The sequence below is a fragment of the Stenotrophomonas sp. HMSC10F06 genome, assembly GCF_001807865.1.
GTDB classification, from domain to species: domain Bacteria; phylum Pseudomonadota; class Gammaproteobacteria; order Xanthomonadales; family Xanthomonadaceae; genus Stenotrophomonas; species Stenotrophomonas bentonitica_A.
The window spans coordinates 199,940-222,686 of the sequence record NZ_KV791297.1; the positions used below are offsets into that span (position 1 = coordinate 199,940).

The 22,747-nt window shown below is 66.8% G+C and carries 19 protein-coding genes; 7 read left to right on the forward strand and 12 right to left on the reverse strand.

The genetic code is table 11. The features are described from left to right. Positions 1-55: 55 nt before the first annotated feature. Both HMPREF3113_RS14010 and HMPREF3113_RS14015 read right to left on the reverse strand, forming a co-directional pair. Complete coding sequence (locus tag HMPREF3113_RS14010) at positions 56-2,029, reverse strand: alpha/beta hydrolase family protein (protein WP_070473451.1); 1,974 nt, start codon at positions 2,027-2,029, stop codon at positions 56-58. 149 nt (positions 2,030-2,178) lie between these two features. Next, entirely contained in the window at positions 2,179-2,814 is a 636-nt protein-coding gene (locus HMPREF3113_RS14015; protein WP_019184554.1) for a LysE/ArgO family amino acid transporter, read from the reverse strand. A gap of 133 nt (positions 2,815-2,947) precedes the next feature. On the opposite strand from HMPREF3113_RS14015, the gene HMPREF3113_RS14020 reads away from it, so the two are divergent. The 4 genes from HMPREF3113_RS14020 (at position 2,948) to HMPREF3113_RS14035 (ending at position 8,930) form a co-directional block, all read left to right on the forward strand. Beyond that, a complete protein-coding gene (locus tag HMPREF3113_RS14020; protein ID WP_070473452.1) occupies positions 2,948-3,853 on the forward strand; it encodes a LysR family transcriptional regulator ArgP in 906 nt (301 codons plus the stop codon). Between the two features lie 117 nt (positions 3,854-3,970). After that, positions 3,971-4,555, forward strand: a complete 585-nt coding sequence (locus tag HMPREF3113_RS14025) for a hypothetical protein (protein ID WP_026069996.1) — start codon at positions 3,971-3,973, stop codon at positions 4,553-4,555. 152 nt (positions 4,556-4,707) lie between these two features. Then, a complete protein-coding gene (mqo, locus tag HMPREF3113_RS14030) occupies positions 4,708-6,399 on the forward strand; it encodes a malate dehydrogenase (quinone) (RefSeq protein WP_070473453.1) in 1,692 nt (563 codons plus the stop codon). Positions 6,400-6,731: 332 nt separating this feature from the next. Continuing rightward, on the forward strand, positions 6,732-8,930 hold the full coding sequence (locus HMPREF3113_RS14035; RefSeq protein ID WP_070426840.1) for a TonB-dependent siderophore receptor: 2,199 nt from the start codon (positions 6,732-6,734) through the stop codon (positions 8,928-8,930). Between the two features lie 189 nt (positions 8,931-9,119). Here the strand turns inward: HMPREF3113_RS14035 and HMPREF3113_RS14040 are convergent, their stop codons facing one another. The 8 genes from HMPREF3113_RS14040 to HMPREF3113_RS14075 all read right to left on the reverse strand — a co-directional run bounded on the left by HMPREF3113_RS14040 (position 9,120) and on the right by HMPREF3113_RS14075 (position 16,004). Then, positions 9,120-10,346, reverse strand: a complete 1,227-nt coding sequence (locus HMPREF3113_RS14040) for an MFS transporter (RefSeq protein WP_070473454.1) — start codon at positions 10,344-10,346, stop codon at positions 9,120-9,122. 215 nt (positions 10,347-10,561) lie between these two features. Continuing rightward, on the reverse strand, positions 10,562-11,239 hold the full coding sequence (locus HMPREF3113_RS14045; RefSeq protein WP_070473456.1) for a class I SAM-dependent methyltransferase: 678 nt from the start codon (positions 11,237-11,239) through the stop codon (positions 10,562-10,564). A 121-nt stretch (positions 11,240-11,360) separates the two neighbouring features. Next, positions 11,361-12,209, reverse strand: coding sequence for a DNA-formamidopyrimidine glycosylase family protein (locus HMPREF3113_RS14050; RefSeq protein ID WP_070473458.1), 849 nt, complete (start codon positions 12,207-12,209; stop codon positions 11,361-11,363). Next, positions 12,202-12,957: a DUF72 domain-containing protein gene (locus HMPREF3113_RS14055; RefSeq protein ID WP_070473460.1), complete on the reverse strand. Its 756-nt coding sequence runs from the start codon at positions 12,955-12,957 to the stop codon at positions 12,202-12,204. The genes HMPREF3113_RS14050 and HMPREF3113_RS14055 overlap by 8 nt, the downstream gene beginning before the upstream one ends. 3 nt (positions 12,958-12,960) lie before the next feature. Next, on the reverse strand, positions 12,961-13,395 hold the full coding sequence (locus HMPREF3113_RS14060; protein WP_070473462.1) for a pyridoxamine 5'-phosphate oxidase family protein: 435 nt from the start codon (positions 13,393-13,395) through the stop codon (positions 12,961-12,963). Between the two features lie 83 nt (positions 13,396-13,478). Beyond that, complete coding sequence (locus HMPREF3113_RS14065; protein ID WP_254665301.1) at positions 13,479-14,330, reverse strand: alpha/beta hydrolase; 852 nt, start codon at positions 14,328-14,330, stop codon at positions 13,479-13,481. After that, a complete protein-coding gene (locus HMPREF3113_RS14070; RefSeq protein WP_070473466.1) occupies positions 14,330-15,454 on the reverse strand; it encodes a metallophosphoesterase in 1,125 nt (374 codons plus the stop codon). The genes HMPREF3113_RS14065 and HMPREF3113_RS14070 overlap by 1 nt, the downstream gene beginning before the upstream one ends. 88 nt (positions 15,455-15,542) lie before the next feature. Beyond that, entirely contained in the window at positions 15,543-16,004 is a 462-nt protein-coding gene (locus tag HMPREF3113_RS14075) for a DUF1801 domain-containing protein (RefSeq protein WP_070473536.1), read from the reverse strand. A gap of 216 nt (positions 16,005-16,220) precedes the next feature. Between HMPREF3113_RS14075 and HMPREF3113_RS14080 the strand changes: the two genes are divergently transcribed. Beyond that, the gene (locus HMPREF3113_RS14080) at positions 16,221-18,266 is read left to right on the forward strand and encodes a TonB-dependent receptor (protein ID WP_070473468.1); all 2,046 of its coding nucleotides are present in this window, start codon (positions 16,221-16,223) and stop codon (positions 18,264-18,266) included. A gap of 13 nt (positions 18,267-18,279) precedes the next feature. Here HMPREF3113_RS14080 and HMPREF3113_RS14085 read toward each other — a convergent pair whose 3' ends face one another. Continuing rightward, complete coding sequence (locus tag HMPREF3113_RS14085) at positions 18,280-19,305, reverse strand: AI-2E family transporter (protein WP_070473469.1); 1,026 nt, start codon at positions 19,303-19,305, stop codon at positions 18,280-18,282. Further along, a complete protein-coding gene (locus HMPREF3113_RS14090) occupies positions 19,293-20,345 on the reverse strand; it encodes a LacI family DNA-binding transcriptional regulator (protein ID WP_070473471.1) in 1,053 nt (350 codons plus the stop codon). The genes HMPREF3113_RS14085 and HMPREF3113_RS14090 overlap by 13 nt, the downstream gene beginning before the upstream one ends. Before the next feature lie 95 nt (positions 20,346-20,440). On the opposite strand from HMPREF3113_RS14090, the gene HMPREF3113_RS14095 reads away from it, so the two are divergent. Then, complete coding sequence (locus HMPREF3113_RS14095; protein WP_070473473.1) at positions 20,441-21,493, forward strand: sugar phosphate isomerase/epimerase family protein; 1,053 nt, start codon at positions 20,441-20,443, stop codon at positions 21,491-21,493. 27 nt (positions 21,494-21,520) lie between these two features. Continuing rightward, positions 21,521-22,738, forward strand: a complete 1,218-nt coding sequence (locus HMPREF3113_RS14100; protein ID WP_070473474.1) for a nucleoside permease — start codon at positions 21,521-21,523, stop codon at positions 22,736-22,738. Positions 22,739-22,747 lie beyond the last annotated feature (9 nt).

The window sequence follows — 22,747 nt, forward strand, 5'->3', positions numbered from 1 at the left end:
CAACGGCGCCTCGCGGTGCCGTTGTCGTTGCAGCAGGCTTGATGCCGCGTCTTGCTCAGGGCTGGGCTGGCGTCGACGCCGAAGCAGTCTCCCCGCCCAGGCTGTTGGACAGGAACGCCAGCAGCTTGGTGTAGTACTCGCGGCGGTGCGGGTCGGTGTAGAAACCGTGGCCTTCGGTCGGGTAGTACAACGCCTCCACGGGCACGCCGGCCTTTCTCAGCGCCGCTTCCATCCGCCTGGTGTGCTGGATCGGGGCGCGCTCGTCTTCGCCACCGGCGGCGAGGAACACCGGCACCTTGATGCGGTCGGCCAGGTTCACCGGCGATACCGCCGCCAATTGGGCGCGCTCGCCGATCCATTCCTTGAGGTAGGTCTCGCCCGAGCCGCGGCGCTGGATATCGCCACTGGTGAACATGATCGGCAGGTCGTAGACACCTACATACCCGGCGGCGCACCGGTACAGCGCCGGCTCCTTCGCCGCCCCCATCATCGCCGCATAACCGCCATAGCTGGCGCCATAGATGCAGATCCGCGAGGCGTCGGCAATGCCCTCCCGGATCGCCCAGCGGGTTGCATCGGTCAGATCGTCCTGCATGGTGCCGCCCCACTGGCGGGCACCCGCGGACCGATGGGCGCGCCCGTAATTGCCCGAGCCGCGGAAGTTGACCTGCAGGACAGCGTACCCGGCGTCGGCAAGCATCTGGCTTTCCGCGTCGTACCCGCCGGTATCGAACGGACCGTAAGGCCCGCCATGCGGTATCACCACCATCGGAAGCGAATTGGCAGCGGCCTTGGCGGGCACAGTCAGGTAGCCGTGCAGCGGCAGCCCGTCACGTGCCTTCAGGGCCACCGGGCGTACCTCTGCGGTGGCGGCCGGGTCGATCCAGTTGCTGCGGCTGATGACGTGGTCCGCTTTCTTGGCCACGTTGTCGAAGATGTAGAAATCGCCCGGGTTGCGCCCGGACCACGCCTCTACCATCAGCTGCCGGCCGTCGCGGGTACTGGACGTGACGAAGACCGCATCGCCCCCGAACGCCGCTTCCAGGCTGCGATACAACCGCGCATCGGGGCCCTGTTCGTCGAAGAAGCGGGTGCGTGGCGTGTCACCCAGGTACAGCGCGCCCACCGGGATCGAGGTGCCGGGCCGGTAGATGTATTTGTGCACGTCCACCACGGGATCACGCAGCACGAGCCTGCGCTCTTCGGTCACCGGATCCCAGGACACGATGGCGTCGGGGCCCTGCGGCATCTCGGTGTTGAAATACGCCAGCCGACCGTCTTCGGAGAACCCGATCGCCGTTTCGATCCGCCCGTTCAGGGCTTCATCGTTGACGAGCTTCCAGGTCGTGCCCGACCCTTCCCGGTAGTACAGCTTGTTGACGTTGTCGGTTCCCGCGCCATGGGCGAAACGCACCTGGCCCTGGTTGTCGGTGACGAAATCGGCGCGGCGTACGGGCGAGCGCGCCACGGTCTGGCGACGGCCGGTGGTGACATCCATCCGGTCGGCACGGGTGAACGGGTCATCGCTGAATGGCCAGATCGTGACCAGCACGTTGCGCTCGTCCGCGGGCAGATCATCGGCGAGGAACGCGGCCACGGCCTCCACTTTTTTCTGCTGGATGCGGGTACCCGGGCCGTTGTCCTGCGCGCGGTAGCCGACCAGCAGCTCGCCACGCCCGCCGTTGGCGTTCATGGCATACAGCTCGCCAGTCATGCGCGGCTGGTCCAGCGAGCCCTGCTTCTCGGCCAGGCCGATCAGCACACGTTCTGCGCTGACCCAGTCGAAATGATTGGCGTGATTGTTCCTGGGCGGCACGAACGAGCCCACCACCCCGCCGCCGTTCCTGCGCAGAATCGCCAGGGCGGTGCGATCTTCCATCGGCACGGTGGCCGCGTAATAGTCGCCGTTCGGCGAAATCTTGATATCGGTGAAGGCATCCCGGCGCAGGTAGCGCTCCAGATCCACCGCGCCGGCCTGGCCCGTAATGGCCAGCAATACCAGCAATCCCAACCTTTGTACGTGCTTCATCCTTTCCCCCTGCTGCATCGGACCTCATGTCCGGGATCGCGATTCTAGGCGGAAGATCGAGCCGCCAACCAGAGGGATATTCCTGTTGGTGCAAAAAAAAATGGCACCGCGAACGGTGCCATTTCCAGGACCTGCATCGAGGAGAGAGTTCAATGCATGCCGCGGAACGCGAGGCTGAGCGCCAGGATCGACAGAATCACCGCGATGGTGCCGTCGAGGATGCGCCAGGTCTTGGGCTTGGTGAACAGTGGCGCCAGCAGGCGTGCCCCCAGGCCCTGGGCGGTCAGCCACAGGCAGCTGGCGGTGAACACGCCGGCGGCGAAGGCCATGCGCGCATTGCCGAAGTTCTCGGCGATACCGCCGATCACCATCATGTCCAGCCAGAAATGCGGATTGATCAGCGAGAAACCGACCGCCGAGATCAGCACCGCGCGGCGCGAGGTGCTGTCGCCCTCGTCCACGTGCATGCCGCCACCGCCGGCCAGCGCGCGCCGCGCCGACTGCCAGGCGTACCAGGCCAGGAAGGCGACGCCGCCCCACAGCACCACGGTGGTGAGCCACGGCAGCGCCTGGGTCAGCGTGCGCAGGCCGGCCACGCTGGCGAAGATGAAGATGCCATCGATGGCGGCACACGTCGCCACCACCGGAATGATGTGCTTGCGCAGGATGCCCTGGCGTAGGATGAACGCGCTCTGCGCGCCGACCACCGCAAACAGGCCGATGCCGGTTGCGGCACCACTGAGCCACGCGCTCAGCCCGGCGCCGCCGGAAATGATTGAAAACATGGGATACCACCTGTGTCGTGCTGGGGGGCGTGCCTCGCCAAGGCGTACAGCACCGGATGGCGCATATTGTCGCGCCGCAACATGAAAAAGTAGAGCTAAACTTACTTAACCATCTTTAGCGGAACTTAAGATCATGCGCATCGACCATGCCCAGCTCCGCGCCCTGGCGGCGGTGATCCGGGAAGGCAGCTTCGAACGGGCCGCGCAGTCGCTCAATGTCACCGCCTCGGCCGTCTCCCAGCGGGTCAAGGCGCTGGAGGACCGGGTCGGCCGCCTGCTGGTCAAACGTTCTTCCCCAGCGGTCGCCACCACCGAGGGCCAGGTGCTGGTGCAGCTGGCCGAACAGACCGCCCTGCTCGAGCACGATGCGCTGCACCGCATGGGCATCGCCGATGAGGACCTGCCGCACGCCAGCATCCCCGTGGCGGTGAACCATGACAGCCTGGAGACCTGGTTCCCCGAAGCCGCCCTGCAGTTCGCGCGGCAGACCGGCACCACCCTGGACCTGCGCTCGGAAGACCAGGACCACACCGTGGCCCTGCTGCGCCAGGGGGCCGTGCTGGGCGCGGTGACCACCCTGGACGAGCCGGTGCAGGGCTGCCAGATCCACGCGCTGGGCAGCATCCGCTACGCTGCCACCTGCACCCCGGCCTTCCATGAGCAGTACTTCGCCAAGGGGGTCAATGCGCAGTCGCTGGCCCAGGCGCCGGTGCTGGTGTTCAACCGCAAGGACGACATGCAGGCCCGCTTCGCCCGGCGCCTGGCGGGCAACGACCTGCCGCTGACCGCACCGACCTGGTGGATTCCCTCCACCCGCGCGTTCGTGCAGGCGAACCTGGGCGGGCTGGGCTGGACCATGAACCCGCTGCCGCTGGTCAAACGCCACCTGGATGCCGGGCGCCTGGTGCACATGAAGCAGCGCGCGTGGGAAGACGTGCCGCTGTACTGGCAGCACTGGAAGGGCGATGTACAGACCATGGCGCTGCTGACCCAGGCAGTGCTGGCGGCCTCGGCGACGCTGGTGCGCAAGAAGCGATAACCCCGACCGGTAGCGCCGACCGCTGGTCGGCTGTCGTGCCGGGGCCGCACGCCGCCCTACACGATTCGATGACCCGCCCCGATGCAGCATCGGCGCATCCCAGCCGCGGGCACGTCGATGGACACCGATCCGGTCTACCTGCACATCCGCGTGGTGCTCAGCATCATCCTCGGCCTGAGCATCACCACCCTGCTGCGCGGGCTGGCGGGCATCATCGAGCACCCCAAACGACGCGGCTGCTCGCTGATCCACCTGTGCTGGGTGGTCTGGGCACTGATTTCGGTGGTGACCTTCTGGTGGTGGGAGTTCCGGCTGGGCGAGGTCCGGCAGTGGACCTTCGAGCTGTATCTGTTCGTGATCGCCTACTGCGCGTCGTGGTACCTGCTCTGCGTGCTGCTGTTTCCGGACGACGTGCGCGAGTTCGGCAGCTATGAGAACTACCTGCTGCAGCGCCGCGGCGGCTTCTTCGGGATGTTGGCACTGGTCACGCTGCTGGATCTGGTGGATACCGCCATCAAGGGCCACAGCCGCTGGCAGATGCTGGGGGACGCTTACTGGGTGCATACCGTGGTGATGCTGGGGATCGCCGGGCTGGGCTTCGCCCTGCGCCAGCGGCGTGCGCATCTGGTATTGGCTCTGATAGCACTGGCCTATCAAGCCAGCTATTTCCTCCTGGAGTACTTCACTCTCGCCAGCGACTGAGCCGGTCCGGCACAGCCACCGGATGCTGCGTTGCACCAAATCCGTACCGGAACGGGCTAAAATTGCGATCAAGGTACCGCTGTGACGCCCGTCTTCACGGGCGTTCCCGGCAGCGGCGGCATCCTTCCCATGTCTCCCTACCTGAGATCCCCATGAAAAAACTAGCGAAGGTCGTCCTCGGCCTGCTCGTGCTGTTGCTGTTGGCAGCGGCCCTGTTCCTGTACTGGCCGCTGCATCAGCGCTCGGTCCCGGCCGCCGGCAACGACAAGCCGGTCGACGTCGTCCTGGTCGGCGGCGGCATCATGAGCATCACGCTCGCCACGTTCCTGCAGGAGCTGCAACCGGACTGGAACATCCAGGTCTATGAGCGCCTGGACGGGGTTGCCCTGGAAAGTTCGGACGGTTGGAACAACGCCGGCACCGGCCACTCCGCATTCGCCGAACTGAACTACACCCCGGAACTACCCGACGGCAGCATCGAGACCAAGCGCGCGGTCGGCATCGCCGAGCAGTTCGAGATCTCACGCCAGTTCTGGTCCCACCAGGTGCGCGAAGGGCGCCTGAGCCAGCCCAGCGATTTCATCAACCCGACCCCGCACATGAGCTTCGTCTGGGGCGATGAGAACATCGCCTACCTGCACAAGCGCCAGCAGGCACTGGTCAAGAACCCGCTGTTCTACGGCATGCAGTATTCCGAGGACGCCGCGCAGATCAAGCAGTGGGCCCCGCTGCTGATGGAAGGCCGCGACCCGAAGCAGAAGGTCGCCGCGACCTGGATGCCGCTGGGTACCGACGTCAACTTCGGCGTGATCACCCGCCAGCTGACCGCTGGCCTGCAGCGCAGCCCGAACTTCAGCCTGCACCTCAACCATGAAGTGCGTGCCCTGCGCCAGAACGACGACAAGAGCTGGAACGTGACCGTCAAGGACCTGAAGTCCGACAACGAATCCACCGTCAAGTCGCGCTTCGTGTTCATCGGTGCCGGTGGCGCCGCGCTCAAGCTGCTGCAGCTGTCGGGCATCCCGGAATCGAAGAACTACGCCGGCTTCCCGGTCGGTGGCCAGTTCCTGGCCTTCCAGTCGCCGCAGGTGGCCGGCCGCCATTCGGTCAAGGCCTACGGCATGGCCGAAACCGGCTCGCCGCCGATGTCGGTCCCGCATCTGGACGCACGCAAGCTGGATGGCAAGCCGGTCGTGCTGTTCGGGCCGTTCGCGCTGTACAGCACCAAGTTCCTCAAGCACGGCTCGTGGTTCGACCTGTATTCCTCGGTGAACCACAACAACGTGGCCGGGATGATGGGCGTGGGCCTGGAGAACCTGGACCTGGTGAAGTACCTGATGGGTCAGGCACGCCTGAACGATGACGACCGCCAGGCCGAGCTGGTCAAGTACTACCCCAACGCCAAGCGCGAGGACTGGACGCTGGTCACCGCCGGCCAGCGCGTGCAGATCATCAAGAAGGACCCGGAAAAGGGCTCGATCCTGCAGTTCGGTACCGAGATCGTGACCGACCAGGACCACACCCTGGCCGCCCTGCTCGGCGCCTCGCCGGGTGCCTCGACCTCGCCGCCGATCATGCTGGACCTGCTCAAGAAAGCCTTCCCCGAGCAGATGGCGGCGGGCTGGGAAGTGCGCCTGAAGGAAATCGTGCCGTCGTATGGCCGCAAGCTCAATGACAGCCCGGCGCTGACCAATGAGATCCGCCGCCTGACCAGCGAAACCTTGAAGCTGCCGTACCTGGAGGTGCCGGTCGAGACCAGCCCGGCGGTGATGCTGACCCCGCCGCCGGCCGCCAAGCCGGCCGAGGCCAAGCGCAACGCCAACGAAGAACTGCAGGCGCTGTAAGCCTGCACCGGCGAGGCCTTCGGGCCTCCGCCACGGTTTCCCTCCGGCCACCCTCGCGGTGGCCGGTTGCGTTTTTGGGGGCCAGCGCCGCCGCGCGACCGCTCTACGCCGACGCGCCCGATTGTTCAAGAATTGTAAAGCGACTGAGAACGATTTACATTTGCGCATCGCAGGGTTGTCGCTACGGGTACTGGACGGTCTCAACGGACTGCCGTCTCCCCGCAGCTGCCCGGCAACCTGCTTTCCCAGGATGGACCTACCGTGCCTGGCGCCTGCGCGCCGGCGTTGCCTGCCTGTTGCCTTTCTTCCCTACTTCCCGTCCAGAGACCCCCATGTCGCTCCGCGCCCACCCGTTCCGCTCCCGCCGTGCCCCGCTGGCCCTGGCCCTGCTTTCCGCCCTTTCGCTGACCGCCCCGCAGGCCTTCGCCGATGCGCTGGCAGACGCCAGCAGCACTGCCGATGCGAAGACCCTGGACAAGGTCAGCGTGGTCGGTGCGCGCGCGATGCCATCCAGCACCACCCGCCTGCCGATCAGCCTGCAGGAAACCCCGCAGTCAGCGACCTCGATCGGGCTCCAGCGCCTGCAGGACGAATCGCTGTTCAGCATCAACGACGTGATGCGCAACGTCACCGGCGTGAGTGTCTCCTTCTACGACACCCAGCGTCCGCTCTATTACGCCCGCGGCTTTCCCATCACTGATTTCCAGGTCGATGGCATCCCCACCTACAGCGGTTCGACCAACCAGGAGTACGACACCGCCTTCTACGATCGCGTCGAAGTGATCCGCGGTGCCAACGGCCTGCTGAGCGGCGCCGGCGTGCCATCGGCGACGGTCAACCTGCTGCGCAAGCGCCCGGGCAAGGAATTCGATGCCTCCTTCGCAGTGAGCGCCGGCAGCTGGGACTACCAGCGCATGGAGGCCGACGTGACCGCGCCGCTGACCGCCGATGGCCGTTTCCGCAGCCGAGTGGTCGCCGCCTACACCGACCGCGATCTGTATTACGACCGCTACCACGAGAACAAGATGGCCGGCATGGCCGTGCTGGAAGGTGACCTGACCGACAGCACCACCGTGACCGTGGGCTACCAGACCCAGGACAACAACCCGGTCGGCTCGACCTGGGGCACCGTGCCGTTCTTCAACAGCCAGGGCGACTTCGCGCACCTGCCGCGCTCGACCAACGTCGCCCCGAAGTGGAGCTACTGGCAGCGCGAGACGAGCACGGCGTTCGCCAACCTGGAGCAGCGTTTCGGCGAGAACTGGCTGCTGAAGATCAACACCGCCTACACCCGGGGCAACGTGCAGAACGTGCGCGTCTACGGCAGCGGCTACCCCGATCCGGCCACCGGCGCGGGCATCTTCCTGCGCACTGCCGCCGGTGATTCGGAAGACACCCGGCGCAACGTCGATGCCTACCTGAGCGGCACGTTCTCGCTGTTCGGCCGCGAACACGACCTGACCGTGGGCGGCCAGTGGGCGGACCTGGAAGGCACCACCAACACCATCGCCCTGCGCTACCCGACCGACTGGGCGCGGTGCGGCACCGAGCGCTGCTACTACATCCCGGACATCCGCACCTGGGATGGCGACATCTCCGAAGTGACCTATTCGCGTACCGGTGCACGCCGGGTCGCCAAGACCACGCAGAGCGGTTTCTACGTGGCCACCCGCCTGCGCCTGGCCGACCCGCTGGCACTGATCGCCGGCGCGCGGCTGAGCCGCTGGGAGACGCTGACCCGCGCCTACGGCACGACCGGGGCCTACACCGGCACCAGCGGCGCCTACAAGGTGACGGACGAAGTAACGCCCTATGTGGGCCTGGTCTACGACATCACCCCGCAGGTCGCGGCGTATGCCAGCTACACCGAGATCTTCAACCCGCAGAACTTCAAGGACCGCAACGAAAACCTGCTGGCGCCGGTGGAGGGCTCGAACCTGGAAGCGGGCATCAAGTCGCAGTGGTTCGACGGTCGCCTGACCGCCAATGCGGCGGTGTTCGAGGCCAAGCAGGACAACTACGCGGTGCTGGACACGAGCGTGCCGGAGCGCTCGCTCAGCGATGGCAGCTCGGCCTACATCGGCATCAACGGCACCAAGGCACGCGGCTGGGAACTGGACGTCAACGGCGAAATCCTGCCGGGCTGGACGGTCAATGCCGGCTTCACCCACGTCAAGGTGACCCGTGCCGCCACTGATCTGTTGTACGCCAACCCGGCCGAGGACCTGCTGCAGCTCAACACCCAGGTGCGGCTGCGCGGCGCGCTCGAACGCCTGAGCGTGGGTGCGGGCGTGCAGTGGCAGAGCAAGGTGCAGGGCTACAACGTTCCTTATCCGCTCGGCGGCACGGTGACGGTGAACCAGCCGGCGTACGCGCTGGTGCAGTTCAACGCCAACTACCGCCTCAGCGACAGCTGGACGGCGACCCTGAGCGTGCGCAACGCGCTGGACAAGACCTACTGGGCCAACCTGGATTACAACAACTACGGCGAGCCGCGTTTCGTCGCGTTGAGCCTGCGCTGGAAATACTGAGGCCTGACGACATCGCTGTGTTGAACGAACGGGTCGCCTTCGGGCGGCCCGTTTTTTTGGTGGCGGCGCACCGTGTCCAGGTAGTGCCGGCCGCTGGCCGGCTCCTCGAAGAACCGACATTGCGTGGAGCCGGCCAGCGGCCGGCACTACCTTCTCGGCACCCTGTGTGCAGCCGGCCAGCGGCCGGCGCTACCGGGGCCGCGTCTCGCGCAGCGTCCACATCACCGGCAGCACCAGCACGGCGACCCCGGCGATCATCGCGCCGGGGGCCGATGACCAGCCGGTGTGGCGCACCAGCACTTCGGCCAGCAACGGCGTGGCGCCACCAAAGAAGGCCGTCGCCATGGTGACGCCCAATGCCAGCCCGCTGAGCCGCCCCTCGCCGGGAAACTGCTCGGCCGTCGCCGGTGCCGCCACCGCACTCACGCCACCGGCCAGGCACGCCAACACCACCGCGGCCAGCCCGATCGCCAGCGTGCTGCCACCGGCCATCACCGAGAACATCGTCAACGGCAGCAACGCCGACAGGGCGGCCAGCGCGATCAACACCGGCCGACGACCGACCTGGTCCGACAACGCGCCGGCCAGCGGCGTCACCACGATCACCGCCACCGCCGCGATCGTGGAGAGCCACAGCGCTTCGGATTCACTCACCTGCCCAACCGAACCGAGGAATGCGGGCACATAGGTAATGCCGACGTAATAGGTGATCGAGCCCAGTGCGGAGATCGCGAAGGTGCGGGCGATCGCGGCCTTGTGGTGCCGCCAGGTGTCGCGGATCGGCGACTCCGGCACGGTGCCTTCGGCCTGCTGCCGCTCGAACTCGGGCGACTCATGCATGGTCGAGCGCGCCAGCAGGATCGCGCCGGCCAGCGCCGCGCCGACAAAGAAGGGAATGCGCCAGCCCCAGCCATCCAGCTGGGCCGTGCTCAGCAGCGCCACCGTCAGCGCCGACAGCGCCACTGCCAACAGGGCCCCCACCTCGCTCGCGGCCGACGCCAGCGAGGTGACCAGGCCGCGCCGCCGCACGGGCGCGGTTTCCAGCAGGTACGCCACCACGCCGGTGTATTCGCCGCCGACCGAAAAAGCCATCAGGCAGCGCAACAGCAACAACAGCACACCGGCGGTGGCGCCGATGCTCTCGAAGGTGGGCAGCAGCGCGGTAGCAAGCATGGCCAGCGTCATCAGCAGCATCGAGGCCAACAGCATGTAGCGCCGGCCGAAGCGATCGCCGAGATGGCCGAACACCAGCGCGCCCAGGGGGCGCATCAGATACGACACCGCGAACCCGGCCAGCGTGGCCAGCAGCGCGTTCTCGCCGCCGCCGAAGAACACCCTCGACAACACCGTGGCCAGATACAGATAGAGCGTGAAGTCGTACCACTCCACCACGGTGGACAGCCCGGCGATGATCATCGAGCGGGTCTGTGGTCGCGCATCCGGCGCGGCGCTGGCCGTACTCAAGCGTGCGCCCTGCTGACAGGCAGGCCATCGCGGCTGGACAGGGGACGACATCGCATCGGGGCTCTCCCGGCCGCCTGGGCCGCATCTGGACGGCGACAGCCTACGCCAGCGGATCTGCACGTCGTGTCACGGAGGAACGCCGGCGCCGCAACGCGCCCGGCCCGCGCTCAGGCGAGGGCCGCCGGGCGGACGGCGCCGCGCCGATAACTCAGCAGCCGCCCATGGCCTGGCGCATCGCCCTCATCCTCGAACAGGCCCAGTTCCTCGGTCACATCGAAGCCCTGCAGGGCCATGCCGCGCGAAAACGCGCCGACGTTGCCACGCCCGGGATCGGTGATCAGCAGTTCGGCATCGGGCTTGGCATGCCGCAGCATCATCGCGGCGATCTGGTGGGCGTGGCCGCGTTCGTAAAGGATGTCGCTGCCGATGATCAGGTCGAAGCGGCCCAGCGAGCCATCCGGAACTTCCCAGGGCAGGTCGCGGTAGGTCACCGCCGGCAGGTTGTTGAGCCCTGCGTTGTAGGCCAGGAAGGATTCGGCCAACGGATGGTGATCCGTCGCGACGACATCCGCGCCCCGATGTGCCAGCACCAGGCTGGACAGGCCCAGCCCGCAGCCCAGTTCCAGGATGCGCTTACCGGCCACGTCGAAGTGGCTCATGGTATCGGCCAGCGCGCGGCCGGCCGGCCAGATCTGGCCGAACAGGCTCCACAGCGAGGAGTGGATGCCGGCACGCGCGGCGCGGCCGGTAGGATCGGAGAACTGCTGCAGATCGGTGAGCGCACGGATACGGAAGTCGTGACCGCCGACCGGAATGGTGAGGATGCGGGTGGTATAGCCCGGCATGAGCGCTCCGTGGGACACGGGAGTCTTCATCCCGGGGCGGCATGAAGGACTCGGAGGAAGGAGCGAGGGCGATCGGACGTCGATCGCGCAGGACGCGCGTACGTGCGTGTGACAACCCATCCTACGCCATGCGGGTGGCCCTGGCTGAACGCCTTGGGGCCTTTCCAGGGGTGCCCTTTGCGACCTTGCGGACTGCCTTGCCTGCGGCCTTGCGGACGGCCTTGCGTACGACCGGCGCCGTACCGTAGCGCAGCTGGCAGACCGGGCAGAAGAACGTCCGCCGCCGGGTCGTCCCCGGGTAGGTCTTGCTGAGTGGGCCACCGCAGTGGGGGCAGGTGCGCTTGGTATGCACCAACCAGTGCTGGCGCAGGACGAACTGCCGCTTCCAGTCCAGGAAATCGAAGCTGTACTGCCGCGCCTGTTTGATGACCTCGCCCAGCTTGCGCGACGGCAGCGCGCCGACCGTGGATTCAGGATGCACGCGCGTGCGGAACAGCACCTCGTTCTTGATGATGTTGCCCACGCCGGCAAAGATGTCCTGGTCCAGCAGCGCGTCGCAGATCAAGGTGTCCGGGTGTTCCTTCAGTTTCCTGCGCGCCAGCCTGGGATCCCACGAGGGGTCCATCACGTCGCCGCGCCAGTCGTAGGTGTCCTCCAGCGCGCCTTCGATGTACTTCACCGACGAGGCATAGATGTTGAGCTCGCCGTTGTCGAACTGCAGCGATACCCGCGGCGGGGAAGGCTTGCGCTCATCGATGCGATAGCTGCCGAACATCAGCATGTGCACGCGCAGGCTGAAGCCTCGGAACTCGATCAGGAAATGCTTGCCCCAGCTGCGCAGGGTGACCACGCGACGGCCTTCCATGCGGGTCAGGTCGAGCGAGCTGTTGCCGGTCGCCAGGCGCACGGTCTTCCCACGGAACTTCGCCGCCGCCTCGCGCAGGATGACGATGGAAGGACCTTCAGGCATCGGCGGCCCCCGGGTGGGATGCGCCGCCAAGGATGTCCTGCAGCCGTGCCGCGTTGGCGATGGCGAACCCATGGGCGGTATTGTCGAAGATCACCCAGCGCGTGCTGCCGGCATGCGCCGCGACATCACGCGCCAGGGACTGGAGCGCCGCCTCGTCATACTCGCTGTAATACATCCGCGGTGCGCCATGCCAACGCCAATAGCGCCACGCGGCGTCACCCCCGGGGTGGGCCGCCCCCGTAACCCGCGCAGGGTCGGCCGCGACGCGCGCTACCGAGTGCCGCCCCAGCAACGCCTCGGCCTGTGGCGTGAACCAGCTGGCATGCCGCGGTTCGCAGACCACCGGCGTATCCGTGCGACGGCGCAGCAGGCCGAAGAAACCCGCCGCCACCCGTGCATCGAATGCATGGCTGGGCGGCAGCTGCAGCAGCAATCCGCCCAGCCTGCGGCCCAGGCCGGCGGTCTCTTCGAGGAACCGATCCAGCGCCGGGCCGCAACCGCGCAGCGCTGCGTCATGCGACACCGCCTTGGGCAGCTTCACCGAAAAACGAAAGCCAGCCGGCACGCTCGCCGCCCAGCGTTCATAGGTCCGCTGCTGGTGTGGCCGGTAGAACGAGGAGTTGATCTCCACCGCCGAAAAACGCGTTGCATAGCGCGCCAGCATGCTCTCGCCCTCGCCGGTCAACGCCGCGTACCTGCCGGGAATGGACCAGCCTGCGCATCCGATCCTGACGGGGGCGGCCGGCATCGCTTACGGCCGGATCTCACCGTCGTCTTCGCCGGACCAGTAGTGGATACGGGTCGCCTTGACCTGGATCAGCACGATGCCCGGGGTATCCACGCCCTGTTCGAACCAGCGTTCCAGGTCCGGGACCCAATGTGCCTGCAGGGTCGCGCGGTCGCGGCTCAGGGTGGCATGGCCTTCCACGGCCACGAACAGCGGCGGCTTGCCCAGCAGTGACTTGCTGCCGGTGAAGGACAGCGCGACCTTCGGGTCGCGTTCGATCTCGCCCACCATGTCGGCACTGTCGAAGGCGAAGAAGTAACTGTCGCCGTCGTAGTCCACGTCACCGTTGTTGCTCATCGGCCGGCCGGCGATCTCGCCGCTGGCGGTGTGGGTCTGCAGCATGGCGAAATCGATGCCGGCCATCTTCTTGGCCAGTTCGGGCAGGGTCAGTGTGGTCATGGGGTCTCCGGGTGGGCGTGGCATGTGCGTCCAGCCTCCGCGCTGCGCGGTGACCGAGGCGTGCACGCCCACTGGCGAAAATTTCACACGGCCGGGGCGGTGCTCCGGCTGGGGAACAGGGCCAGCAGCGCGCGGGTGAGCATCGCCGGGTAGACCGTCAGGTGATCCTCATCGGCAACCACGCGTGTCTCGAGCCAGAGGCCTGGATAACCGCGCCCGCGCAGACACTCGGCAAACGCTCGCGTATGCGCGACCATGTCGTTGCGCGCAGCAAACGGTGCGTCCGACGCCGGGGTTTCGTGTGCGCCGATAGACAGCAGCACGCGCGCGTTCAGATCGGCATGGGCATCGGCGTAGTCCGCCTCGACCCGGTTGATCACGTGCTGGTCGAACCAGAGCGATGGGCTGGAAAGGATGTAGCGCTGGAACATCGCCGGGCGGGTCAGCAGCACGTACGCACCGAACAGCCCACCGTAGGAATGGCCGGCAAACGCACGCTGCGCCGCGTCGGTGCGGTAGCGCGCCTCGACCTGTGGCAGCACATGGTCGGCCAGGAAATCGCGGTAGTGCGCAGCGCCGCCGTAGGTGATGCCATCGGTGTAATCGTCGCCCGGGCTGCGGCTGGGTTGGGTCGGGGTGTAGTCACGCGAGCGGCTCTGCTGCGAGCTCAGCCCCTGCTGCGGCGGCAGCCCGACCAGGATGAAGGGCGCCAGGTGCGCACCGCCCTGCCCGACCATGTTGCGCACGCTGCGCGCGAGCGGGAAGCTGTACAGCGCGTCGGTGACATACAGCACCGGGTAGCGCAGGTGCGTGTCCCGCGCATACCCGGCCGGCAGGGACACCCAGATCGGGTAGTCCCGGCCCACCGGGTCGCGGACGGTCCAGGCTTCGGTGTCCGGCAACACCACCCCGGGCATCGCACATCCGGACGCCATCAGCGCGCCCGCAGCGTGATCAGGGTGATCTCCGAGGGCACGCCGATCCGCGCGGCGAAGCCCGGCCACAGCCCGGCACCGTTGCTGACGTACAGCGTCATCGCGTCCACCTGGTAGCGCCCGGAGACATAGCCACCGTTGGCACGCTTGACCAGCTGGTCCATACCCAGAATATGCCCGCCATGCGTGTGCCCGGACAGCTGCAGGGCCACGCCGTGCCCGGCGTTGGCGCGGGCTTCGACCGGACGGTGGTCAAGCAGGATCACCGGTGCCTGCGGGTCCGCCCCGGCCAGGGCAGCGCCGAGGTCCGGCATGGGCAGGCCATAGCGTGCCGCCACGGGATCGGTCACGCCGGCGATGGTCAACGTCGCCCCGTCGCGCTGCACCCGGGTATGGGTGTTCTCCAGCACCTGCATGCCCTGCCCGCGGAAGGCCTGCATCCACTCGGCGTACTGCGCGTAATACTCGTGGTTGCCAGTGATCGCGATGACGCCATCCGGCGCGTGCAGCCTGGCCAGGGGCGCGAAGTCGTTGGCACGGGCGCTAACGCTGCCGTCGATCAGATCGCCGGTGATCACCACCAGATCCGGATGGAGCGCATTGCTTTCGGCGACCACCTTCTCCACCCAGGCACCCGTGAGCAGGCGGCTGGCGTGGATATCGGTGAGCTGCAGCACGCGATAACCGTCGAACGCAGCCGGCAGGCCGTCGATGGCAACCTCGATCTGACGCGGCTTGGGCACGGCCATGCCCTGCCAGATGCCGTAGGCAGACAGCAGCAGCGCCAATGCGCCGGCCGTCGGACGCAGCCATGTCGCACGCAGCGTCGGCAGCACGCGCCGCGCACGCACCAGCCACGCGATCAGCAGCAGCGCGTCCAGCAGCAGCACGAATACCGCGCTCAGCAGCAGCGTGGTGAAGCCGGTGGCGAGCACGGCGATCATCGCCGTGGGAATTTCCGGCGACGCCATGGTCCCGGCAAACTGCGCCACGATCCGGTGGTGCAGCGCCAGCGCCACCACCAACAGGCCCAGCGCGATCCGGACCGGGCGCGGCAGCCGCAACGGCCAGATCAGGCGCCACACCAGATACAACGCAAGCAAACAGCCGATCACACTCAGCACAGGCACATCCTGGAATATCGATGGGGGAGTCAGCCCCCCATCGTTCCCGATTCGGCCCGCCGGTTCCAGTGCAGGAGGTCGTGACGATTCAGGCTGAGCGCCGGGGGGCGTTCCGGCGTGGCGCCGGAGCAGCGGTTCTGGCCGCCCGGTTCAGCGCCATCGCCGCGCGGATCAACGCCTTGAACGCGGTGGCGTTGATCGTATCGCCTTCGTGCAGATCGATGGCGCGGCGGGTGTTGCCTTCCAGACTCGCATTGAACAGCCCGTTGGGATCGGGAAGCGACGCGCCCTTGGCGAAGGTCAACTTCACGGCCGCCTTGTAGGTCTCCCCGGTGCACAGGATGCCGTGGTGCTCCCACACGGGTACACCCCGCCACTTCCATGTCTCCACCACGTCCGGATCGACCTGGTGGATCAAGGCGCGGATCCGGGACAGCGCCTCGCCGCGCCAATCCTCCAGCGACTGGATGCGGGCATCGATCTGTTGCGACGCGGACGGCTCGCTGGCCATTGCGGCGCGCGGCGTTGAACGGGCATTGGGCTGGATCATGGGGACACCGATCACCATGGGCGGCCCGGCCGGCGCCCTTCGTGCGCGTTATAGACCCGATCGGAAGGGGCTTCAAGCCACAGGCGCGCGAGCGGCCTACGGGATGGAACGATGCTCGATTGCAATGTTATATTATTTCTTTTTCGGGTCAGAACAGCAGACGTCCGGTGTCTGCTGGTCCACCCCCTGTCCTACCTGCTCCTGAGGCACGAAGAGATGAGAACCAAGGCAATGGTGTCCGCCGTACTGGCGGCCCTGTGCGCCGGCGAAGCGCGCGCCCAATCCGCCGATGCTGCGATCACCCTCGGCAGCGTGCACGTGCGGGAAGGCGCGAACCGTCCCCTGGCCGCCCACCGGGTGCTGACCTCGGTGGATGTGATGGGCGGCGACCAGGTCCATGAGAAGAACGTGTCCAACAGCTGGGAACTGCTCGGCCAGATGCCGGGCATGCAGCTGACCGAAACCCGCCAGGGCGCGGAGTCCGGCAAGGCGACCTTCCGTGCATTCAATGGCGAGGGCTACCTCAACGGGATCAAGATCCTGATCGATGGCATTCCCAGCAACGTCAACAGTGGCAACCAGCGCTTCATCGACATGGTGTTCCCGCTGGACATCGACTACATCGAAGTCGTGCGCGGTACCAACGACCCGCGCTATGGCCTGCACAACATCGGGGGCAACATCAACCTCGGCACCCGCCAAGGCGGCACCTATACCGATGCGCGGCTCACCTATGGCAGCTACAACACCCGCGAAGCGCAGGTGGCGATCGGTCGCGACGCCAACGGTGTCGCGCAGAACTATTTTCTGGCGTCGCAGGCGTCCGACGGCTACCGCGATCATGACCGATCGAAGAAATACTCGCTGGGCGGCAAGTGGCTCTACAGCGGCGACGATGACCTGTTCAATCTCGGTCTGATCGCGCGCGTGTACCACCACGAAGCCGACGAGCCCGGCTTCATGACCGCCGCAGAGTTGGCAGCCGATCGTCGCGGATCCGCGCTCAAGAATGCCAACGACGTCGACGACCGCGACATGCGCCATCTCAGCACCCATCTGGATCTGCAGCTCAGCGATGCCGTGCATGTCAGCAACAAGCTGTACTACAACCGTTACGAGGACGACCGGCAGGTGACCTTCACCGCGTACGTGCCCGGCAACGCGCCGCGCCAGCGTCGTCATTGGGATGAGAAACAGACCGGCCTGCTCAGCACGCTGACCTGGGCCGCCACGCCTGCGCTGACGGTCGAGGGTGGATTCAACGCCGAGCATCAGGACAATACGTACCGCCGGCTGCGCTACAGCCACGCCATCCCGACCGACTTTTCCACCCCGGCGCGGATCCAGAACGACGACCGCTACAGCCTGGACAACCTCGGTGCCTATGCGCAGGCCGTGTATCAGCCCGCCTCCGCGCTGAAGATCGTGCCGGCCTACCGTGTGGACCGCTTCTCCGGCAGCACCCACCTGCCCGGCGGCATCACCGCGCCGCTGCAGCGCTACGGCACCATCGGCCAGCCCAAGCTGAGCGTGGTCTACGCAATCACCCCGGTCCTCAACATCTATGCCAACTGGGGCAGGACCTTCCAGGTGCTGACCGGTTCCACCGCACCGGCTTACCTCACCGCCGGCCAGGAGACCTTCCGGCCCTCGATCAACACCGGCAAGGAGCTGGGCATCAAGTTCACCCCGGCCGTCGGCGCCGACGCGCGCATCGCGGTGTGGCGCCAGGACGCGACGGACGAAGTAGCGAACATGCCGGCCACCGGCACCTCGGTCGGCCTGGGCCAGACCCGTCGCGAAGGGGTCGACCTGCAGTTCACCTCGCGCCTGGGCGGCCACTGGACGCTGTGGGGCTCGCATGCGATCCAGCAGGCCAAGGTGGTGCGCGCGTTCACCACCGATGGCACCGCCCTGGCCGGCAACGAGGTGATCGCCACGCCGCGCTACATCAGCAACATCGGCGTGGACTACCGCGGCAACGAGCGCTGGACCTTCGGCCTGCAGGGCCGGATGCAGGGCGACTATTACATTGAAGAACGCAACACGCAGGGCAGGTTCGGCGCCTTCGCGGTGCTCGATGCCAGTGCGTCGTATCGGCTTTCCGAGCGGGTCAGCGTGGACGTGCAGGTGAAGAACCTGACCGGCCGCGACTACGCGTATGCGTGGTATGACAACTTCTTCTGGGGCGGCGACGACCAGCCGATGTTCTCACCGGCCCCCGGGCGCTCGGCGTATGTGTCGTTGAACCTGAAGCTCTAGCGCGGCCCGGCCCTCAGATCCAGCGCTGGTCCAGCAGTTCGCGCTTGATGTAGGCATAGAACACCGGCGCGGCGACCAGCCCTGGCAGACCGAACGCCGCTTCCATCACCAGCATCGCCAGCAGCAGTTCCCACGCGCGTGCCTGGATCTCGCCACCGACGATGCGTGCGTTGAGGAAGTACTCCAGCTTGTGGATGACCACCAGGTACAGCAGCGCGACCACGGCCACGTAGAACGAGACCGACAGCGCGACGATGGTGATGACCGTGTTGGAGATGATGTTGCCCACCACCGGCAGCAGGCCGGCCAGGAAGGTGATCAGCACCAGCGTCTTGGACAGCGGCACGTGCACCCCGAACAGCGGCAGCACCCCGAGCAGGAAGATGGCGGTGAACAGCGTGTTGAGCAGGGAGATCTTCACCTGCGCGAACACCACCTGCCGGAAGGCCGTGGCCATGCGGCTGGTGCGGCCGATCAGCTCGCGCGCCAGCGGCCCCAGCTTCGGCAGCGGCAGCTCGTCGTACAGCGCGATCATCGCACCCAGCACCATGCCGATCAGGATCCGCACGCTGATCTGCACGGCCGAGGTGCCGGCGATGCCGAGCTGCTGGCGGTGGGTGGCGGCCCAGTCGTTCATGGCCGTGCGCAAGGCCTGCAGATCTTCCGGGATGTACGGCTGCAACAGGTCCGGCACCTGGTGGCGGGAGGTGTTGAGGATGTCCATCAGGCGCATCAGCAGCGCATCGGGGCCACCGGTCTCATTGCGGAAGAACGAGGCGATGCCGATCGCGGCCAGGGTCAGCGCGCCGATGATCAGCGCCGACAGCACGATCACCGAATAGGCGCGCGCACGTCCGGGCGGCAGCCTGCCCTCGACGGTGGAGGCCAGCAGGTGGGTCAGGTGGAACACCAGCAGGCCCGACAGCAGGGTCACCACCAGGCCCAGCTTCAAGGTCAGCCACATGCCCAGCAGCATCAGCAGCCAGGCCGCGATGCGGGCGGTGGGTGGCTTGGGCAGCGTGGGAATCACAATGGACATGCGGGGGCATCCAGACGGGTGGCCCATGGTAGTGGATGTGGTGTGGGCGGCGCCGTCGAGCCCCGCACCATCAAACTGAAATCCAGCGTCTGCTGAAGCGGCACATCGACACGTTCGATGATCGCAAGCAGCAGGTTGACTGCACGGGCACCGATCTCCCGCATCGGTTGCCGGATGGTCGTCAGCGGAGGCGTGAGGTAACGCGACGATGCCAGATCGTCGAAGCCGACGACGGACAGATCACCCGGTACCCGGATGCCCAGATCCCGGCAGGCCGCCAATACGCCCAGCGCCATCTGGTCGCTGAAACAGAACACCGCCGTCGGCACGGGCGCGCGCGCCAACAGCGACATCCCGGCCGCATGTCCGGATTCGACGGTGAAGTCGCCCGGCACGACGCTCAACTGGCGCAGGCGGCCACGCGCCTTGCCGGCGGCCCGGACCCCCTCCAGCCGTTGCTGATGCAGGGGATTGTCCGGCGGTCCGCCCACCACAGCGATCCGTTCGTGCCTCAGTCCGTACAGGTGCTCCATCACCGCGCGCGCGGCGGCCGCATTGTCGATGTGGACGCTGGGAATGCCCAGCGCGGGGTCGAATTCGCAGCCGTTGACCACCGGCGCGGCGGCGCCCCGCTGCTGGACGATCTCGCGCGCCGTCGGCGGCAGGCGGTGCCCCAGCACGATCAGGCCGTCGGCCTCGTTGCGCCGGAGCATCTGCGCGTAGCGCTCTTCGCGCTCGGGCAGGTTCTGGGTATCGCCCAGCAGGACAGCGTAGCCAACCGCCTGCGCCGCGTCCTCCGCGCCCTGCAGGATCTGGGCAAAGAACGGGTTGGCGATATCCGGCACGGTGACCAGGATCTTGCCGCTGCGCTGGGTCTTGAGTGTACGGGCCACCGTGTTGGGCACGTAGCCCAGCGCTGCAGCGGCCTGCTCGATGCGCGCGCGTGTAGCCGGCAGCACTTTGTCCGGCCGGGACAGCGCCCGCGACACCGTGCCGGCCGAGACGCCGACGTGCTTTGCAATGTCGTAGATGGTGGCCATGGCGCTACCTCTTCCTTCCGCTGTGCAGTGCACAACAGGACTTTCGAATGCCCCTGCTAGGATAATGCAATCGATTGCATCGAGGGCGAATCCTCTTGAAAACGCTCAAGGGTCCAGCGCTGTTCCTGGCGCAGTTCATCGGCGACACACCTCCCTTCGATCGGCTGGACACGCTGGCCGGATGGGCCGCGGGGCTGGGCTATTCTGGCGTACAAGTGCCGACCAGCGCGCCCGGGCTGTTCGATCTGGCCGAAGCTGCGCGCAGCCAAGCGTACTGCGACGATGTCATCGGCATGCTGGACGGGCATGGCCTGCAGATCACCGAGCTGTCCACCCACCTGCAGGGGCAGCTGGTCGCCGTCCATCCCGCCTATGACAGCCTGTTCGACGGATTCGCGCCGCCGGACACACGCGGCGACCCTGTCGCCCGCCAGGCTTGGGCGGTAGAGCAGCTGCTGCTGGCCGCCAAGGCCAGCCAGCGACTGGGGCTGACCGCGCATGCAACGTTCTCCGGCGCACTGGCCTGGCCTTACTTCTATCCCTGGCCGCAGCGCCCACCCGGTCTGGTGGAGGAAGCCTTCGCCGAACTCGGCCGCCGCTGGCGCCCCATCCTGGATGCATTCGACGCCTGCGGCGTGGATCTATGCTTCGAAATCCACCCGGGCGAGGATCTGCATGACGGCGCGACCTTCGAGCGCTTCCTCGACGTGGTCGACCAGCACCCCCGCGCAAAGATCCTGTACGACCCCAGCCACCTGCTGCTGCAGCAGATGGACTACCTCGGCTTCATCGACCGTTACCACGATCGCATCGGCATCTTCCACGTCAAGGACGCGGAATATCACCCCAGTGCCAGCAGTGGCGTGTATGGCGGCTACCAGGACTGGATCGATCGTCCCGGGCGGTTCCGCTCACTCGGCGATGGCCAGATCGACTTCAAGGCGATCTTCTCGAAATTCGCGCAGTACGACTTTCCCGGCTGGGCGGTGCTGGAATGGGAGTGCTGCCTGAAGCACCCGGAAGACGGTGCACGGGAAGGAGCCGCCTTCATCCGCGACCACATCATCCGCGTGACCGAACGCGCCTTCGATGACTTTGCCGACAGCGGCACAGACGCCGCATCACTGCGCCGCATGCTGGGAATCTGAGCCGATACCGCCCCGGGAGGGCAAGCCATGACGCACACCATGTCGCGCTTGGGCGCGATGATGTTTCTGCAGTTCTTCATCTGGGGGGCATGGTTCGTCACCCTGGGGACCTACCTGGTGCAGGGGCCGTTGCAGGCCAGCGCGAGCCAGGTCGCGACGGCGTTTCTCAGCCAATCGATCGGCGCCATCGTCGCGCCCTTCCTGGTCGGCCTGATCGCGGATCGGTACTTCGCGGCGCAGCGCATCCTCGCGGTACTCCACCTCGCTGGCGCGGCGCTGATGTGGCTGGCGTCCACGGCGACGGACTTCAGCACCTTCTCCTTCTATGTCATGGGGTACATGCTGCTGTTCATGCCAACGCTGGCGCTGGCCAACAGTGTGGCGATGCGGCACATGCAGTCGCCGGAAAAGCAGTTTCCGCTCGTGCGGGTGGCCGGCAGCGTCGGCTGGATCGTGGCGGGCGTGCTGATCGGCTGGCTGGGCTGGGAACAGGCGCATCGGCTCGAGCTGACGTTCCGGATGGCGGCGATGGCGTCGCTGGCGCTGGGCCTGTATGCGTTCACGCTGCCGCACACGCCGCCGCTGGCGCAACAGCGCGACGCCGGGCTGGGACAGATCCTGGGGCTGGATTCGCTGCGGCTTCTGAAGTCGCGCTCCTACCTGGTGTTCTTCCTGGCCTCCATCGCCATCTGCATCCCGCTGGCGTTCTACTACAACTTCACCAACCCGTACCTCAACGATCTGGGCGTGCGCGGCGCGGCCGGCCTGCAATCGCTGGGCCAGGTCTCCGAAGTGCTGCTGATGCTGGCCATGCCGTTCCTGTTCGTGCGGCTGGGGGTGAAGACGATGCTGGCGGTGGGCATGGCCGCATGGGTCGTGCGTTACGTCATGTTCGCCTTTGGTGATGCGGGCGGTGGCTTCTCGCTGCTGGTGATCGGCATCGTGCTGCACGGCATCTGCTACGACTTCTTCTTCGTCACCGGCCAGATCTACACCGATGCGCATGCCGGCCCGGCCGCGCGCAGCAGCGCGCAGGGATTCATCACGCTGGCCACGTATGGCGTGGGCATGCTGATCGGTACGTTCCTGTCCGGCGCGGTGGTGGAGCACTTCACCACTGCAGCCGGTCCGGATTGGCAACAGATCTGGCTGTTCCCGGCAGGCGTCGCGCTGGTCGTGCTGATCGCCTTCCTGTTGCTGTTCCGCGACCGGCCAGTGGTCGCGGCCGCACCTTCCACGCCCTGAGGACCCACC